Source organism: Actinomadura craniellae (assembly GCF_003289645.1).
In the GTDB taxonomy this organism is placed as follows: domain Bacteria; phylum Actinomycetota; class Actinomycetes; order Streptosporangiales; family Streptosporangiaceae; genus Actinomadura_D; species Actinomadura_D craniellae.
Window position 1 is genome coordinate 473,290 of record NZ_QLYX01000004.1, and the last position, 15,197, is coordinate 488,486.

Consider the following 15,197-nt stretch of genomic DNA (forward strand, 5'->3'; position numbering starts at 1 on the left):
TCCGCCATGTCTGTATCTGCCCCTCCGCCAAGGATGTGGTCCTGGGAGGTCCGCGGCAACGATGGTCTCGGCGCCACGGGCGTCACCGACGACCAGGGCCGCGCCGAGCAGCGTCTCGGAGACGCCCTCCAAGCAGCTCCTGCCGGCACGACCGGCTCCGTGCACCGGATCGGGCTGCATCCCGCGAAACCGCAGTACGAGTACGGGCGTCCGGTCGCGACGGCCGAGGTGACGGAAGCCGGGGTGCGGTGGCTGTGATGTGGCTCAGCGGTTTCGCGGCCCCGAGTCCGTCCGTGCCCGCCGGGACGGGCCGGGAGGACCCGGGAAGGCTGGCGGGGATCCGGGCGGCGCAGCGCGAGTTGCGGGCACGGTTCCCGAGCGCCGTGATCTGGTACGGACGGGCCACCGGGCGCTGGTGGGCGACGGTCGATCACCAGCGCGGCCCGGGACGGCTGTACAAGGCGCGTATCCCAGCCGAACTCGCCGCCCTGCTCCATGGCCGGGTGGGGTCCCCTCCTCGCCGGCCGCCCGTTCGGTGAACGCGAGCGCACCTCGCTGCCCGGCAAGGGCCTGTGGCCCTCGGCCACTTGCCGCCATGATCGTTGAGGATCCGAGGTGCTATTACCCCTCGGATCCTCAACGATCATTGCCGGACAGCGTCCTGCCTTGCCGCTTCGGCGCTGCTTATCGGTGGTTTCGTCACAAATAACACCGATATTGTCACGTCCGGTTACTACTGGGTTGCCAGGAAGGGACGTTGCCAGACGGGAACGCGGGGTTAATTTCGATGCATGGCGTGGTGGCAGGCAGCGGGTTGGGAACTGGCCGGCGGGATGGCGGCCGGGCTGATGTCGTTGATGATGGCGATCGCCACGGCCGGGTTCGCCCGGCCGTGGCGAGGCCACCCCGGGCTGGTCGGCCCGCGGTTACTGGTGTTCGCGAGCGGGCTGGCGCTGGGCGCGCTGGCCGCCGCGGCGATGCATGCGTCGATGAGCGGGGCGTGGCCCGCGTTCGTGATCGGGGTGGGGGCTCCCGCGGCGATGCGGGGCCTGCTGTCCGGAGTCGAGGTCAGCGAACGCGACAGTCCCCCCACCGCCCGGCAGGGAACCCGATCGGGCCGCGCGGGAGGAGACCGCCCATGTTGATGGTCCCCGACAGCAGGCTCGCCCGGCTGATCACGGCGAGCCGCCCGGCCCGGCCGTGGCTGCGGCTGACCGTCTCGACCTGGTGGGCCGACGCCCTGATCGCCGCCGGTGCCCACGCCGCGGCCACCGGGGGCCGGCCGCCGGGTGCAGCCCCGCCCGTCCGCTCCCGGCTCGCCGTCGGCCCCGAGGTGTGCCTGTCCGGTGTCGACTTATCCGGGACAGACCTGCACCGCGCGGACCTCACCCGCGCCGACCTGACCCGCAGCACCCTGGCCGACGCCGTCCTGGGCGAGACATCCCTCCCCGGCGCGGACCTCGCCCGGGCGAACCTGAGCCGCGCCGACCTGACCAGAGCGAACCTCAGCGGTGCGAACCTGGCCCGCAGTGCCCTGATCGGCGCGAACCTGACCGAGACGTCCCTTCCCGACGCGGACCTCACCCGCGCCGACCTGTACCGCGCGAACCTGACCGGGACGAACCTGACCCGCGCGGACCTGCGCCGCGCCGACCTGACCGAGGCGACGCTGCACCGCGCCCTCCTGCTCGGCGCCGACCTGGCCGAGGCGACCCTAGGCGGCGCCGACCTGTCCGGCGCGGCCCCCTTCGGCGCGAACCTGTGCCACGCCGACCTCTCCGACGCGACCCTGAACCGCACGATCCTGGCCGGTACGACCCTGATCGGCGCGAACCTGGCCCGCGCGGACCTGACCGGAGCGGACCTGACCGACGCCGACCTGACCCGCGCCACCCTGATCGGCGCGGACCTCACCGGCGTGAACCTCACCGGCGCGACCCTGGTCGACACCGACCTCAGCGGCGCGGACCTCACCGGCGCCAAGCTGGCCGGAACACGCCTGGCGGCGGCCTGCTGGTCCCCCACCACCCGCTGGCCGGACGAGCAGGCCGGGTGCATGCACGCCCGCTCCCAGGAAGTCGAACCGGAGGTATGGGTGATCACCTCCGGCCACCCCCGCACGCCCGCCCCCACCGACTGACCGCCCTCCTTCGAGGCTCCACGACATCTGAAATCCGAAGGATCGACCGCCCGGCGCGAACCTGTACTACGAAGTCCGCGGCTCCGCCCCCGTCCTGCTGCTGATCTGCGGCGGGGTCTACGACGCCGCCGGGTACGCGGCCCTGGCCGGCTCGGCGAAGGCCCGTGGGCCGGGCTCACCGGAGGGCCCCGCCGGACGCATCCGGCGGGGCCCTCCGGGACCAGGTCAGGCAGGGGCCGGGATCTTCTCCAGGGAGATGACGAACCGGTTGCCCTCCGCCCGGGTCCACTTGAGGTGGCCGGGGAAGTTGGTGCTGTCAGCGACGTCGACCTGCTTGGTCTCGTCGTTCCACCGCAGGTGCAGGGCCCCGTTGGGGTCCAGGTACTGGCCGGTGGTCTCGTCGCGGACGAAGATGGCGGTCGTCACGGGCGGCCCGCCGGCAGGCATGATCCCGATCAGTTTGAAGGCCGGGTCGCCGGCGCAGGACTTGACCTTGCCGTCGGAAACGCCCGCGGCCTGCACGTACAGGCAGTGCTGGTGCCCGTTGTCGGCGTTGTCCTCGAACCGCACCGCGACGGCCTGCGTGGCGTGCGCGATGATCCTGAACTTCGACAGGCCGTCGATGGAGCCGATGTCGGCGTTGTCGGCCTCCCAGACCTCGTGCTTGCCGCCCCCGTCGCTGTGCTGCCAGGCCAGCACCTTCACCAGGGAGCCGACCTTGACCGACTTGAACTTGTCGTTGAGGTCCTCCGGGTACTGGAAGACGACCTCGTCACCCTCCTTGTAGTGGTGCTCCTTACCGGTGTAGTTCGTGCCCTCGTAGAAGCACACCTGCGTCTGGTCCATGAGCCGTCCTTTCATGAGCGCCCGGCAGGGCTCACCCCGGAGCCCGTGCCGGAGCACCGCAACCGATGAGCGGAGCCGGCCGGCGGCATCCGCGCCGAGCCGGCAATATCGATACGCTATGTAGCTAATTAACTACTTTCCGCAGTCGATAGGGGTAAACCATGCACTCATGCAGGCCTGGCCGACCGCCTCGGCCGTTGTCAGCACTGGCGTTCGCAATCTCGTGGCGCTGAGGATCTGGTGGCTCAGCCTGGCAGCTCGTCTGCGGAGTCAGGGTCTGGCCATGTACGGGCGAGGTAGATCCGATCGATACGCCGGACGAGACGGCGTAGGTGCCTTTTGGCCAAAGGAGGAAGGCATGTGATCGCTTCCTCCAGCAGTTCGCGGGGGTAGTCCCCGCAGCAGGCCCGCTCTCCGCAGTGGTCAGCCGGCTTGGCGAGTCCCGATCTGGCCAGTTGCTCCCAGTCGCGTAGCGCTCGGCGGACGGTACCGGGAGGCAGCCTGCGGTGTTCGACCACCACAAGGGCGATCAAAACCCGTGCCGGGACTCCATGAACACGATGAAGAGCTGGATCGTGGGACGTGCAGCGGGCACCGCCGGCCCGGACATCCGCCGGCCGTCTACGCGGCATCGGCCTTTCGTGAAGTGATCATCTGCCTGATTGTGGCATACGACGTTCTCATCCAGGGGTGGCGGTCTGGCCTAGGTTCGCCTGCGCAGTGGTGCAGTTAATGGGGTTGCGGCAGGTCCCTTGGTCGATCAGCTCGGTGCGCAGGGAGTCTGAGGCGTTGGGGTGGTGGGCGATGTACTCGCGGTGGATGAAGTTTCTGGAGCCGAATTCTCGGCTCTCCTGTGCTGCGAGCTGGCGCAGTCCCGTTTCAGGCATCCGGGGGTTTCTCAGGGCGTACCACTGAACGGTGCCGTGTTCGTCGTGGGCGAGACGGTCCAGGACTTGTCGGGGCTTGCGTGGACTGCTGCTCGATGAGCAGGAGTGTTAGCAAAAGGCCCCTTCCGGGGATCGGAAGGGGCCTTTGACCTGGAGCCGCCTATCGGAATCGAACCGATGACCTATTCATTACGAGTGAATCGCTCTGCCGACTGAGCTAAGGCGGCCGGTCGGTGCTCGGAAGAGTCTACAAGGTCCGGGTGGGTGGGCGTGCACCCGTTTTCTCAGCGGCAGGTGGTCCCGTCGGCCGGTGGGGTGCCGTTCACCAGGTAGGCGTCGACGGCCTGGGTGATGCAGGCGTTGGCCTGGAAGTAGGCGGTGTGGCCGTCGCCGTCCAGGGTGACCAGGCGGCCGGAGGTGAGCTGGCCGGCCAGAGCCCGCGACCAGGCGTAGGGGGTGGCGGGGTCGCGGGTGGTGCCGATGACGACGATGGGTGGCGCGCCGGCGGCGGTGGGCGGTGCGGGTTCGGCGGCCGGCTTGACGGGCCAGTGGACGCAGGGCAGGCCGCCCCACACGACGAAGGCGCCGAAGCGGGAGGACGCCTTCTCGGCCTTGGCGACCTCCTTCTTGAAGGCGGGCACGTCGGCGGGGTGGGGCTTGTCCACGCAGTTGATGGCCATGTTGGCCTCCATCAGGTTCCCGTAGGAGCCGTCGGGGCGGCGCTCGACCATCTGGTCGGCGAGCCTGAGCAGGGCGGTGCCGTCGCCCGTCAGGGCCGTCGCCAGGGCGGCGCGCAGCGCAGGCCAGAGCTGCTTGGTGTAGAGGGCCTGGGCGATGCCGGAGGTGACCAGGCTCTCCTGGACCTTGCGGCCGTCGCCGGAGGTGTTGCGCAGCGGCTTCCCGTCGGCGCGCTTCTGCAGCGCGGCGATCCGGTTCAGGGCGCCGTCGACAGTGCGGCCCAGCGGGCAGCCGGACTGTGTGACGCAGTCGGCAGCGAAGGAGCGCAGGGCCTCCTCGAATCCCTTGGCCTGGTGTTGCAGGACGTCGGTGGCCGACAGGGTCGGGTCGACCGCGCCGTCCAGCACCAGGGCGCGGACCTGCCGGGGGAACCGTTCGGCGTAGTAGGCCCCGAGGTACGTCCCGTAGGACAGGCCCATGTAGGTGAGCTTCTCGTCGCCCAGTGCCGCGCGCAGCACGTCCATGTCGCGGGCGGCGTCCTGGGTGCCGACGTGCGGGAGGACCGAGCCGGAGCGTTCCTTGCAGCCGTCGGCGAAGCCGCGGCCGACGTCGGCGAGGTCGTCGATCTCGTCCTGCGAGTCGGGGGTGGCGTCGGTGGCGAAGAAGGTGTCGAGTTGCTCGCCGTCCAGGCAGTGGACGGGGTTGCTCTTCCCGACGCCGCGCGGGTCGAAGCCGACGATGTCGAACCGCTCCCGCAGCCGGTCGTTGAAGCCCTGGGCGGCGCCCCGGACCCAGTCGACCCCGGAGCCGCCGGGGCCGCCGGGGTTGATCAGCAGCGAGCCGATCCGGTCGGAGCCCCGGGCGCGCATCCGGATGACGGCCAGCTTCAGCCGGCTCTTCGAGGGGGCGGCGTAGTCGAGCGGCACCTCGACGTGGGCGCACTCGAAGCCGTCGCCGCAGCCGGCCCAGGCGACCTGCTGGTTGTAGAACGCGCCGAGGCCGGGCGGGATCGACTTCTGTCCGGGGGCCTGTGCCGAGTCCGTACAGCTGGCGACCATGATCAGCGCCGTTACCACGGCAGCCGCTCGCAATGCCCTCACTTCGCCCCGCCCTCCCTGCTGGATACACGCCATCCTTACCGCACGTGCGGGCGTGTCACTCCCCGCCTCGCCGGGGCGGATTCCGTGCCCGGTCGACAACTGATGACCTGTCCGGACATGCCCGGCCAGGAGAAAAGAGAGGGGCCGCCCGTCCCCGGGGTAAGGACGGGCGGCCGGGCGGCCCGGTCCCGGGGGAAGGACGTCGGGCGGCCGGGAACGCGGCAAGGGGCGCACGCTCCGTCCCCTAGTCGTCCGGGCGGGGCGAAAGGTTGCCGCCTTCCCAAAGAAAATTTCGGGAGTCTGCTGCTAATCTCGGCAATCGGCCCACCGGGGATATTTCACAACTGCGAGAGGCGTTGTGAACGATGGCGCGTGAGCGGTCGACGACCTTGTGCGATGACGACGAGTCCGAGTTCCACCGGTTCTTCGAGCAGCACCATCGCGGTCTGGCCCGGCTGGCGTACGTGCTGATCGGAGACCCGGACACCGCCGACGACCTCGCGGCCGACGCCTTCGTCGCCGCCTGGCACCGGTGGGAGCACGTCCGCGGGACCGAGCAGCCCGTCGCGTACGTCCGCCGGATGGTGATCAATCTCTGCAACAGCCGGATCCGGTCACTGGTCCGGGAACGCCGGCGGCTGGTCGCGCTGGGCGGTACCGTCCAGGAACACGCCCCGGGTCCCGACATTCCGGCCGTGGTCGACGTGCGCGCAGCGTTGCGCCAGTTGCCCGAGCGCAAGCGCGCCTGTGTGGTGCTCCGGCTCGCCTTCGACCTCTCCGAGCAGGAGACCGCCCGTACCCTGGGCATCTCCGTCGGCACCGTGAAGAGTCAGACCTCGCGTGGCGTGGCCGAGCTGGAGAAGATGCTCCGGCCCGCGGAGGTGCTCTCCGCGGCGGCACTGCTGGAGGGCGAAGGGTGACCGACGACGACCCGATCCCGGACCGGCTGCGCGCGGAAGCCGAGCGCCACGCCCCCGACCGGGACCGGATGTGGGGACGGGTCGAGGCCGCCATGGCCGACTCGGCCCGGAGCGCGGAGATCCGGCGCTGGGGTGCGCCGCTGATCGCCGCCGCCGTGCTCGCGGCCCTCGCGCTCACCGGCTGGAACCTGGTCGGCCCGCGGATGGGCGAGCGGCCGGCGCAGCCGATCGCCGGGGCGAACTCCGTCACACCGGGCTCCCCCACGGGCACCCCGTCGCCCGACCCGTCGAGCACGCCCGCCCACGAGGTGCTGCGGCCCAAGGCCTCGCCGACCGCCAAGCGCCGCGCCCCCCGGCCGCCGAGCGGCCCCCTGATCACCGTGCGCGGCACCGGCGGCGCGCACGGCGGCCGATTCTGGGGAAGCCAATGCAACGTCGTCGTGACGGCGCGGCGCCCGGTCACCGCGCTGACCGTGACGATCAGGGTGTCGGGGTCCCGGGCGGCCGGCGCGTGGACGTCCGCGCCGCAGCAGGACTTCGACGTGGACGTCCGGGAGTCCCGCGGCGAGCTGATCTACCGGTTCGTGCTGGAGCGGGGACGCACGCTCCAGCCCGGCACCCACACGTTCACGGCCCACTACCTGCAGGACCGCGGCCGTGACCGCGACGGGCGCCGGGCGGCGAGCTTCTCGGTGGTCGCCCGGTCGGGCAGCGGCCCCGCGACGACCGTGCGGGGCCGCTTCTGATCACCGGTAGGTGATGTCGGACGTGCCGTACAGGCAGTGCCTGCCGTCCGCGCCGGTGCCCGTCTTGACCGGTTCGTCACCGCTGCTGTTGCCGGTGTAGCGCTCGCAGATGACGATCTTCCGGCTGGAGTCCCCGACGATCGTGATGCCGGAGAAGCGGGCCGTGTCGCCGTAGTTGGTGTTGACGCCGGCCAGCGCCTTGCCCGGCGCGGTCACCGTGATGTTCTGCAGGACGAGGTTGCGCCGGTACTGGGTCGAGCAGTTGCCGCACGAGCGGTAGAGCTTGCCGAAGTCCTGCGCCTGGAAGTTGCGGACGGTCAGGGTGCCGGCGCCGTTGTGCTGGAAGACCTTGTCTCCGGCCTTCCGGGCGCCGCCGCCGTCGACCAGGAACGTCGCCGAGGAGGACGAGCTCCGGAAGGTCGCCGCGTCCTCGCCGACGTCCTCCCACCAGACGTTCTGGAGGGTGCAGGAGCCGGCGCAGTGGATGCCGTCGGCGGCGGGCGCGCCGAGGATCACGTTCCGCAGCACCGCGCCGTCGGCGAGCCGGAAGATCGGGTCCTGGCCCTCGTTCTGGCCGCCGTCGCCGAGGTCTCCGGTGCCGTAGAAGCGCCGCAGTCCCCCGTCGTAGCTGCCGGAGACGGCGATCGTGGCGCCGACCGCCTGCTGGCCGCGCGGCGCGGGCCAGGAGCCGGGCGGCGGGTTGGTCGGCGGCGGCTCGGTGGGCGGCGGGCCGCCGGAGACCGGCCGGAGCGTCCAGACCTTGGCCCGGGACCCGTCACAGGTGTTCTGCTGGACGATCGCCGCCGGCGCGGTGGAGTTGCCCTGGATCGTGGCGCACTTGCCGCTGCGGTTGTTGACGAGGTGGTAGTCGGAACCGCCCAGCGAGCGCAACTCCCACCGCTGGTGCGCCTCCCCGGTGGGGGTCTGCTGCTGGATCTGGACGTTGCCGGACAGGGACTTGGCCCGCACCCCGGCCACCTTGCCGCTGTGCACGGCGGTCAGCGTCTGCCCGGTCCCGGAGCCGGACACCCGGAACTGCTGGTTCACGTCGCCGTGGCAGTTCCACTGGATGAGCTGGGCGTTCTCCTCCTGGCTGTAGGACAGCACGTCCAGGCAGAGACCGCTGCCCGCGTTGACGAGCGTGTACGTGCCCTCGGGGGCCGCGGCGGCGCCGGCGGACGCGGCGAGGCCGCCACCGCCCAGCACGGTCGCGCCGAGCGCCGCGACGGCGATCAGGCTCCTGCGCATCGGAGTTCCTTTCCCGCGGAACGAGGGGGGACGGAGACCGGTCGGGCCTCCGCGTTCCGCTGCCCGTTAGTCGCCTGGGCCGGGACCTCGCGTTGCTGTGCCGCCGCTCAGCATCAACCCGCCCGCTTTGGGCATAGGTGACCGGAATCGCTCGCCCGCGAGCGGGGTTGTCGCCTCCATGGAGAAACCGCGGATCGAACCGAGCGCTAAGCGGGTCCGGGCCTACCTGGGCGGCCAGGCGGTGGCCGACAGCACCCGGCCGATGCTGGTCTGGGAGCACCCGTACTACCCGGCCTACTACTTCCCGGTGGACGACGTCCAGGGGCTGGTACCCGACGGCACCGTCACCAGCACGCCCGGCCTGGGCGACGGCCACGGCTTCACGATCTCGGCGGGCGGGTCGCGGGCCGCCGCGCTGCGCTACTCCGACTCGCCGGTCGAGGAACTACGCGACCTGGTCCGGCTCGACTGGAACGCGATGGACGCGTGGTTCGAGGAGGACGAGGAGGTCTTCGTCCACCCGCGCTCCCCGTACGTCCGGGTGGACGTGCTGAGCAGTTCGCGGCACGTCCGGATCGAGGTCGACGGGGTGACGGTCGCCGAGTCGCACCACCCCCGGCTGCTGTTCGAGACGGGGCTGCCGGTGCGGTACTACCTGCCGAAGACGCACGTCCGGATGGACCTGCTGGAACCGTCCGACACGGTCACCCGGTGCCCCTACAAGGGGCAGGCCGAGTACTGGTCGATCAACGTCGAAGGCCGGACGCACCCCGACCTGGCCTGGTCGTACCGGGCGCCGCTGGCCGAGAGCCAGCAGGTCGCCGGGCTGGTCTGCTTCTACGACGAGAAGGTCACCGTCTTCGTGGACGGCGTGCGGCAGTAGGACCTCAGGCCCGGGCGACCCGCCAGATGGGGCTGTCGAGGAAGTGCGTGTCGAAGCGTTCCTGCGAGTCGATCAGTTCCTCGATGGTGGCCAGGCCGTCGCGCAGCCGGTCGAGCAGGCGGAAGTAGCCGAGGCCGGCGGTGCCGGGGGTGCTGACGACCAGCAGGTCGGCGTCGTGGCCGAACGCGGCGGCGATGGCGTGCGGCGTGTACGGCGGGACGATCACCAGATCCCCCTCGCGGGCGGTCAGCACGTCGTCGCCGGACAGCAGGTGGGCGGTCCCGCCGAGCACGTAGAGCAGTTCGGTGGCGCCGGTGTGGTGGTGCGGCACCGCACCGTCCGCGCCGTCCTCCAGGGTCACCCGCAGCGCGCTGAGCGCGCCCGCGGTGGCTCCGCCGTCGGCGAGCAGCCGCAGGGTGTGGGGCGACCCGCCGAGGATCTCCGCGTCGGCGGCCCGGATGACGACGGTGTCATCGACAGGGATCAAGGACATGTCCCCTTCTCTACCCAGCATCTCCCCCGGCGCATCGCCGAAAATCTTCCGGTTGGCCGGTGCACTGTGACAAATTCCGTCACTTTGCCGCTCATATGGGTGAAGCGGAGACCACCGTCCACCTATCGTGGAAGCGTCGGATGCGAACGGGAAGACGAAGTACATGCAGCAACGGCTCGACCGATCCGAGAACGACGTGAGCGCCGGCGGCGGGCCGAAGGTACTGGACGTGGTGCCCGGCGGCTACGCGCCGGTCCGCGGGTTCGACGGCATCTGGCACAGGCAGCAGGCCCCCGGCCACCCCCGCTCGTTCCGGGAGTACCTGGTGCTGCGCGACGAGGGGCGTTCGGCCGTGTGGTTCTCGGTCCGCGACTCCTCGTTCGACCTGCTGACCGTGACAGCCTTCCTGGAGTTCCTCGGCGAGCACCGGGACCTGGCGTTCGACGGGCTCTCCCACCACAAGGAGCCGCTGCCCCGGCCGGTCGGGCGGTTCGGCCACGCCCTGTTCTGCTCGCCGTCCCTCGGCGGGACGCACCGGGCCTACCCGGAGATCGAGAACAGCGTCGCCAAGGCCTTCCCCGTCTTCGACTGCGAGATCGGCGACGCCGACACCGAGGCGTTCGTCGACGCACGGCTGCGCGGCACCGCGCCGCTGCCCTACAGCGACTGGGACCGCGCCCCGCACCCGGTGATCGACCTGCGCTACGAGATCGGCGAGTGCCACCAGCGAACGTTCAAGGCCGTGTCCCGGCAACGCCTCGACCGGGTGCTGGACATGCCCGCCGACGCCGGCCCGGACGCCTGGCTGGAACTGCGCTCCTTCCGCGGCGACCTCCGCCGCGCCACCCCGGACCGGCCCATCGAGGACGTGGACGCGTTCCTCCTCGGCACCGCGGGTTGAAAATTCACCGGACGGGCATGTCCGCCTTCCCCCCGCCGAATCTAGGGTGGGTACCGATCATCGGCTACTGGGAGGTCGTCTTGCTGGTCAAGATGTTGCTCAACCTGGTCAAGAGCGCGCTCGCCGTCGCAACGGCACTGATCCCTGCCTCCGTCCCCGCCGTGGCGACCGTCGCCGCACTCGGCGGCACCATCGCCATCACCGCGGGCTGCGCCGTCGAGGGCGACGGCGATGACGACGGCGACGACGATGGTGGCGACGACGGCGGCGACGACGGCGACTGACAGAGACGATCCAGGTGAGCACCTCCCGCCGGGGCCTGACCCAGCAACTGACCGACCTGAGTCCTAACGGGCTCTGTCGGCCTCGGCCGGGAGGTGCTCCCGTACCAGTGACCCGCGGGAGCGGCGCCCGCGCCGTCTGGACTGAGGAGCGGTGAAGATCGTGAGGAACGAGCGATCTTCACCACGACGAGGGAAGACGGCGCACCAAGGGCGCCGTGACCAGCGAGCGAAGCGAGCCAGGCCGGCAGGGAGCGGCGCCCGCGCCGTCTGGACTGAGGAGCGGTGAAGATCGTGAGGTACGAGCGATCTTCACCGCGACGAGGGAAGACGGCGCGCCGAAGGCGCCGCGACAAGCGCGAGGAACGAGCGCCAAGCAAACACAGCTCACGGGCCGTAGGTCTCGTCGTGGGCGCGGCGCGGGGCGCAGACCGAGGCTGACGGGCAGGCGCAGCGGCGCCCGGCGACCTTGACGTTCACCTGGTCGCCCGGGACGTTGTAGCCGACCACCACGCCCTGGCCTTCGGGGGTGTCCACGGTCGAGCCCAGCCGGGGGGCACGTTCCTTGAACTCCTGGTACAGCGGGTGCTCGTACTTCAGGCAGCACATCAGCCGGCCGCACGCGCCGGCGATGCGCAGCGGGTTGACCGGCAGGTCTTGTTCCTTGGCCATCCGCACTGAGACCGGCTCGAAGTCCTTGAGGAAGGTGGCGCAGCACAGGTCGCGCCCGCATGGGCCGATCCCGCCCTGGAGCCGGGCCTCGTCGCGCGGGCCGACCTGCCGCAGTTCGACCCGGGCCTTCATAGCGCGGGCGAGGTCGCGGACCAGGGCGCGGAAGTCGACCCGGTGCGGCGCCGAGAAGTACACCTTGTAGACGTTGTCGGCGTCGAGGTAGTCGATGCCGATCACCTTCATCGGCAGTTCGTGCTTGCGGATCAGGCGTTTGGCGGTGCTCCGCCCCTCGGCCCGGTGGCGGCGGTTGGCCTCGTCCCGGGCGAGGTGTTCCTCGCCGGCGAGGCCCGCGCAGACCGGCAGCCCGCCGATGTCCTCCGAGACCCATTGCGGCGCCCAGACGCATTCGGCCACTTCCGGGCCCGCGTCGGTCGGCACCAGCACCCGGTCGCCCACCTGGGGGGTGTGCGGCCCGGGGTCGAGGTAGTAGAGCCGCCCGTACCGGGTGAAGCTGACGGCCATCATCATGCCCATGCGTCCCGCTCCCGTCCGCCGGCTACGTAACGTTCAACCTACGTCGTCCGGGAGAGTGAAGCATGTCCGGATTTACCAGGCGAGGTCGCCGAGGTCCGGGGCCGCCAGTTCGCGGGTGCCGCCCGGGAGGCCCGCGAACAGCCGCCCGTCCGCCGTTCCCACCAGCAGGTGCGTGCCGGTGCGGTCGCGGGCCAGGCGGTCGATCCGGGCCCGCACGTCCAGGCGCTGCTGCCAGCGCGTCCCGGCCCGCTGACCGGTGGCCGCCGTGTACTCCTCCACCGACAGCCCCGTCTGGCTCCCCACGGCCGTGACGAACGTCTGGGCGTTCCGGCCGAACAGCGCCTCAGTGGCGCCGGTGGGCAGCGTGAGGACGGCCTCGCCGGTGCGCAGGTCGTCCTCGCGGGACGCGGTGTCGAGGGTCCGTACCGAGCGCTGCCGCCACACGTAGGACAGCGTGTCGCCGGACCAGGACAGGCCGCCGATCCGGCCGGTCGCCGGGGTGGTCCAGGTCCGCGGGACGCCGTTCCCGACGGGGAGGACCTCGATCCGGGGACGTCCCCGGGAGTACGTCACGTACGCGATCCGGCCGTCGCCCGCCACCGCCATGTCGGACGCGGCGCTCGACTCCCCGCGCAGCCGGACCCGGGGCAGTGCGGTCAGGTCGCGCGGCCGGCCGGCGGAGTCCAGGCGGAGCCGGTGGAAGGTCACCTCACCGGCGGCGTAGGCGGAGACGAGGTAGCCGCCGCCGGGTTCCCGGGCGATCTGGTGGAAGCGGGCACCGGCCGGTGCGGCGACCGTCACGCCCGCGTCGGCGCCGGTCCGCAGGTCTCGGACGACGACCGCGGTCCCGTCCCGGCGCACGGCCGCCACCAGGGACGGGGGCCGGGCCTCGCGGGCCGACAGGGTGGTCCGCTTGGCCGCCCCCTGTTTCGGCCCGTCGTCGCGCCGCCCGTTGACGAAGTCGATGGAGGCCGCGACGCCCAGCGCGACGATCACCGCCGCAGCCAGCGGGCCGCTGCCCCGCCGCATCGGCTTCCAGATCGAGCGACCGTCCGTGTCCGTACCGTTCATAGCGGGCGCCGAGCCAACCTCTCCGTCTCACCATCGAGATGCGCGAAGGCTCACCCTAGTGGGTGGCCGAGATCGGCCACCAGATGATCAACTTCTTTCCCCGAACCAGCGCGCCCGGTCGGCATATCCTGATATGCCGGTCAATCCTGCGGGGCCAGGGCCGCCCGAGCCGCCCGCACGGTGTCCTCCCGGTAACCGCCGCCGAACAGGACGACATGGACGAGCAGCGGATACAGCTGATACAAGGGCACCCGCCCGCGATGGCCGGGTGACAGCGGCGCCACCTCCCGGTACGCCGCCAGGATGCGATCAAGGTACGGGGCGCCGAACAGTTCCAGCATCGCCAGATCGGTCTCCCGGTGCCCGCCGTAGGCCGCCGGATCGACGAGCACACCACGCCCACCCGACCACACGACGTTGCCCGACCACAGATCCCCATGCACCCGGCTGGGCGGCTCCGGCGGGCCGGCCAGATCCTCGACGCACTCGATCACCCGCTCGACCAGCCGCACGCCCGCGGCGCCCAGCACCCCGGCGGCCCGCTCCAGGTAAGGGGCCAGCCGCCGCTCGGCGTACCAACGCGGCCACTCCCGCGAGCCGGGAGTGTTGTCCATCGGCAGCTCGGCGATGAAGCCCGGCCAGGGCGCCCCGTGGCCCGGCGCCCCCGCGGTGTGCAGCACGGCCAGGTCCCGGCCGAACCGCTCGGCCGCCGCGGCGTCCGGACGCTGCGGCGGCAGCCAGGGCAGCACCAGCATCCGCTCGTCCACCGCGACCACCTCGGCCACCGGCGCCCCGTCCGGGAAAGGCGCGGCCAGCCAGCGCAGACCGGCCGCCTCGGCCGCGAACACCGCGGACCGCTCGGCGGTGGCCTTGACGAAAACCTCCCGGCCGTCATCCAGCCCCGCCCGGTAAAGCCGCCAGGCATGCCTGCGCCCCAGGCCAGCCCAGTCGCGCACCCGCGCTCCCACCAGGTCGGCGAGCCGCGCCCGGTCGTCCATACCGGTGTCACCCCCGCTCTGTTTGCTTGGCTCGCTTCGCTCGCTTGTCGCGGCGCCTTCGGCGCGCCGTCTTCCCTCGTCGCGGTGAAGATCGCTCGTACCTCACGATCTTCACCACTCCTCAGTCCAGACGACGCGGGCGCCGCTCCCTGCCGGCCTGGCTCGCTTCGCTCGCTGGTCACGGCGCCCTCGGCGCGCCGTCTTCCCTCGTCGCGGTGAAGATCGCTCGTACCTCACGATCTTCACCACTCCTCAGTCCAGACGACGCGGGCGCCGCTCCCGCCCGGATCCGGGCCGGCGTCACCCCCGCCGGGCGGTGGAACCGGTGCGGATCTCGGCGAGCAGGGCGGGGACGGCGGCCTCGATCATCGCCAGGACGGTGGTGAAGTCGGTCTCGTCGCCGTAGTAGGGGTCGGGTACGTCGAGGTCGTCGCCCGCGGCCGGGTCGAACTCGCGCAGCAGCCGGACCCGGTGCCGGGCCGCCGCGTCGGGGGCCAGCCGGCGCAGTTCGCGCAGGTGCCCGCCGTCCAGCGCGAGGATCAGGTCGTAGTGCGCGAACCAGGACGGGTCGAACTGGCGGGCGGCGTGCGCCGACCGGTAACCGCCCTCCCGCAGTGCCCGCACGGTGCGCCGGTCGGCGTCGGCGCCCACATGCCACCCCTCGGTGCCGGAGCTGTCGACCTCGGCGTCCAGCCCCGCCTCCTCGATGTGGTGGCGCAGCACCCACTCGGCCATGGGCGACCGGCAGATGTTGCCGGTGCAGACGAACGTGATGCGGTACGGCATGCCGCCCATCCTG

At 71.6% G+C, this 15,197-nt stretch carries 17 protein-coding genes and 1 tRNA gene; 9 read left to right on the forward strand and 9 right to left on the reverse strand.

Annotated elements, in window-relative coordinates; all coding sequences use genetic code 11:
* The first annotated feature begins 6 nt into the window (after positions 1–6).
* The 4 genes from DPM19_RS11850 to DPM19_RS11865 all read left to right on the forward strand — a co-directional run bounded on the left by DPM19_RS11850 (position 7) and on the right by DPM19_RS11865 (position 2,140).
* Positions 7–258, forward strand: coding sequence for a hypothetical protein (locus DPM19_RS11850; RefSeq protein ID WP_146778822.1), 252 nt, complete (start codon positions 7–9; stop codon positions 256–258).
* A 35-nt stretch (positions 259–293) separates the two neighbouring features.
* Positions 294–539, forward strand: a complete 246-nt coding sequence (locus tag DPM19_RS11855) for a hypothetical protein (protein ID WP_146778823.1) — start codon at positions 294–296, stop codon at positions 537–539.
* 252 nt (positions 540–791) lie between these two features.
* A complete protein-coding gene (locus DPM19_RS36240; RefSeq protein WP_233510046.1) occupies positions 792–1,145 on the forward strand; it encodes a hypothetical protein in 354 nt (117 codons plus the stop codon).
* Positions 1,139–2,140, forward strand: coding sequence for a pentapeptide repeat-containing protein (locus tag DPM19_RS11865; protein WP_111866164.1), 1,002 nt, complete (start codon positions 1,139–1,141; stop codon positions 2,138–2,140). The genes DPM19_RS36240 and DPM19_RS11865 overlap by 7 nt, the downstream gene beginning before the upstream one ends.
* Before the next feature lie 225 nt (positions 2,141–2,365).
* On the opposite strand, the gene DPM19_RS11870 is transcribed toward DPM19_RS11865, so the two are convergent.
* The 3 genes from DPM19_RS11870 to DPM19_RS11880 form a co-directional block, all read right to left on the reverse strand.
* Positions 2,366–2,986 (reverse strand): beta/gamma crystallin domain-containing protein, encoded by a 621-nt coding sequence (locus DPM19_RS11870; RefSeq protein ID WP_158566764.1) that lies wholly within the window; start codon positions 2,984–2,986, stop codon positions 2,366–2,368.
* A gap of 1,038 nt (positions 2,987–4,024) precedes the next feature.
* Positions 4,025–4,100 (reverse strand) — tRNA-Thr (locus tag DPM19_RS11875).
* Between the two features lie 57 nt (positions 4,101–4,157).
* Positions 4,158–5,609 carry an alpha/beta hydrolase gene (locus DPM19_RS11880; RefSeq protein WP_199485003.1) on the reverse strand — a complete coding sequence of 484 codons (1,452 nt, stop codon included), beginning with the start codon at positions 5,607–5,609 and terminating at the stop codon, positions 4,158–4,160.
* Between the two features lie 407 nt (positions 5,610–6,016).
* On the opposite strand from DPM19_RS11880, the gene DPM19_RS11885 reads away from it, so the two are divergent.
* Together DPM19_RS11885 and DPM19_RS11890 are read left to right on the forward strand one after the other, a co-directional pair.
* Positions 6,017–6,571, forward strand: a complete 555-nt coding sequence (locus DPM19_RS11885) for a SigE family RNA polymerase sigma factor (RefSeq protein ID WP_111866172.1) — start codon at positions 6,017–6,019, stop codon at positions 6,569–6,571.
* Positions 6,568–7,317 (forward strand): hypothetical protein, encoded by a 750-nt coding sequence (locus DPM19_RS11890; RefSeq protein WP_111866174.1) that lies wholly within the window; start codon positions 6,568–6,570, stop codon positions 7,315–7,317. Before DPM19_RS11885 ends, DPM19_RS11890 begins: the two co-directional genes overlap by 4 nt.
* Here the strand turns inward: DPM19_RS11890 and DPM19_RS11895 are convergent, their stop codons facing one another.
* Positions 7,318–8,565: a pectate lyase gene (locus DPM19_RS11895; protein ID WP_111866177.1), complete on the reverse strand. Its 1,248-nt coding sequence runs from the start codon at positions 8,563–8,565 to the stop codon at positions 7,318–7,320. It lies immediately after the preceding gene.
* Between the two features lie 178 nt (positions 8,566–8,743).
* Between DPM19_RS11895 and DPM19_RS11900 the strand changes: the two genes are divergently transcribed.
* Positions 8,744–9,448 (forward strand): DUF427 domain-containing protein, encoded by a 705-nt coding sequence (locus DPM19_RS11900; RefSeq protein WP_111866180.1) that lies wholly within the window; start codon positions 8,744–8,746, stop codon positions 9,446–9,448.
* 4 nt (positions 9,449–9,452) lie between these two features.
* On the opposite strand, the gene DPM19_RS11905 is transcribed toward DPM19_RS11900, so the two are convergent.
* Positions 9,453–9,941 carry a cupin domain-containing protein gene (locus DPM19_RS11905; protein WP_111866182.1) on the reverse strand — a complete coding sequence of 163 codons (489 nt, stop codon included), beginning with the start codon at positions 9,939–9,941 and terminating at the stop codon, positions 9,453–9,455.
* 127 nt (positions 9,942–10,068) lie between these two features.
* Between DPM19_RS11905 and DPM19_RS11910 the strand changes: the two genes are divergently transcribed.
* On the forward strand, positions 10,069–10,842 hold the full coding sequence (locus DPM19_RS11910) for a hypothetical protein (RefSeq protein WP_146778825.1): 774 nt from the start codon (positions 10,069–10,071) through the stop codon (positions 10,840–10,842).
* Between the two features lie 17 nt (positions 10,843–10,859).
* Complete coding sequence (locus DPM19_RS11915) at positions 10,860–11,126, forward strand: hypothetical protein (RefSeq protein ID WP_111866188.1); 267 nt, start codon at positions 10,860–10,862, stop codon at positions 11,124–11,126.
* A gap of 384 nt (positions 11,127–11,510) precedes the next feature.
* On the opposite strand, the gene DPM19_RS11920 is transcribed toward DPM19_RS11915, so the two are convergent.
* From DPM19_RS11920 to DPM19_RS11935, 4 genes are all read right to left on the reverse strand, one after another.
* On the reverse strand, positions 11,511–12,329 hold the full coding sequence (locus DPM19_RS11920; protein WP_233510047.1) for a PSP1 domain-containing protein: 819 nt from the start codon (positions 12,327–12,329) through the stop codon (positions 11,511–11,513).
* Between the two features lie 72 nt (positions 12,330–12,401).
* Complete coding sequence (locus DPM19_RS11925) at positions 12,402–13,400, reverse strand: hypothetical protein (RefSeq protein ID WP_111866191.1); 999 nt, start codon at positions 13,398–13,400, stop codon at positions 12,402–12,404.
* A 140-nt stretch (positions 13,401–13,540) separates the two neighbouring features.
* Positions 13,541–14,398, reverse strand: coding sequence for a fructosamine kinase family protein (locus tag DPM19_RS11930; protein WP_111866193.1), 858 nt, complete (start codon positions 14,396–14,398; stop codon positions 13,541–13,543).
* A 300-nt stretch (positions 14,399–14,698) separates the two neighbouring features.
* Positions 14,699–15,184, reverse strand: coding sequence for a low molecular weight protein-tyrosine-phosphatase (locus tag DPM19_RS11935; protein WP_111866196.1), 486 nt, complete (start codon positions 15,182–15,184; stop codon positions 14,699–14,701).
* Positions 15,185–15,197: the final 13 nt, after the last annotated feature.

Excerpts from the sequence above, each read along its gene's own strand:
- DPM19_RS11850 (WP_146778822.1), top strand. The coding sequence starts at position 7 with ATGTCTGTATCTGCCCCTCCGCCAAGGATGTGGTCCTGGGAGGTCCGC.
- DPM19_RS36240 (WP_233510046.1), top strand. The coding sequence starts at position 792 with ATGGCGTGGTGGCAGGCAGCGGGTTGGGAACTGGCCGGCGGGATGGCG.
- DPM19_RS11865 (WP_111866164.1), top strand. The coding sequence starts at position 1,139 with ATGTTGATGGTCCCCGACAGCAGGCTCGCCCGGCTGATCACGGCGAGC.
- DPM19_RS11870 (WP_158566764.1), bottom strand. The coding sequence starts at position 2,986 with ATGGACCAGACGCAGGTGTGCTTCTACGAGGGCACGAACTACACCGGT.
- DPM19_RS11880 (WP_199485003.1), bottom strand. The coding sequence starts at position 5,609 with ATGGTCGCCAGCTGTACGGACTCGGCACAGGCCCCCGGACAGAAGTCG.
- DPM19_RS11885 (WP_111866172.1), top strand. The coding sequence starts at position 6,017 with ATGGCGCGTGAGCGGTCGACGACCTTGTGCGATGACGACGAGTCCGAG.
- DPM19_RS11895 (WP_111866177.1), bottom strand. The coding sequence starts at position 8,565 with ATGCGCAGGAGCCTGATCGCCGTCGCGGCGCTCGGCGCGACCGTGCTG.
- DPM19_RS11900 (WP_111866180.1), top strand. The coding sequence starts at position 8,744 with ATGGAGAAACCGCGGATCGAACCGAGCGCTAAGCGGGTCCGGGCCTAC.
- DPM19_RS11905 (WP_111866182.1), bottom strand. The coding sequence starts at position 9,941 with ATGTCCTTGATCCCTGTCGATGACACCGTCGTCATCCGGGCCGCCGAC.
- DPM19_RS11915 (WP_111866188.1), top strand. The coding sequence starts at position 10,860 with ATGTCCGCCTTCCCCCCGCCGAATCTAGGGTGGGTACCGATCATCGGC.
- DPM19_RS11920 (WP_233510047.1), bottom strand. The coding sequence starts at position 12,329 with ATGGGCATGATGATGGCCGTCAGCTTCACCCGGTACGGGCGGCTCTAC.
- DPM19_RS11925 (WP_111866191.1), bottom strand. The coding sequence starts at position 13,400 with ATGAACGGTACGGACACGGACGGTCGCTCGATCTGGAAGCCGATGCGG.
- DPM19_RS11930 (WP_111866193.1), bottom strand. The coding sequence starts at position 14,398 with ATGGACGACCGGGCGCGGCTCGCCGACCTGGTGGGAGCGCGGGTGCGC.
- DPM19_RS11935 (WP_111866196.1), bottom strand. The coding sequence starts at position 15,184 with ATGCCGTACCGCATCACGTTCGTCTGCACCGGCAACATCTGCCGGTCG.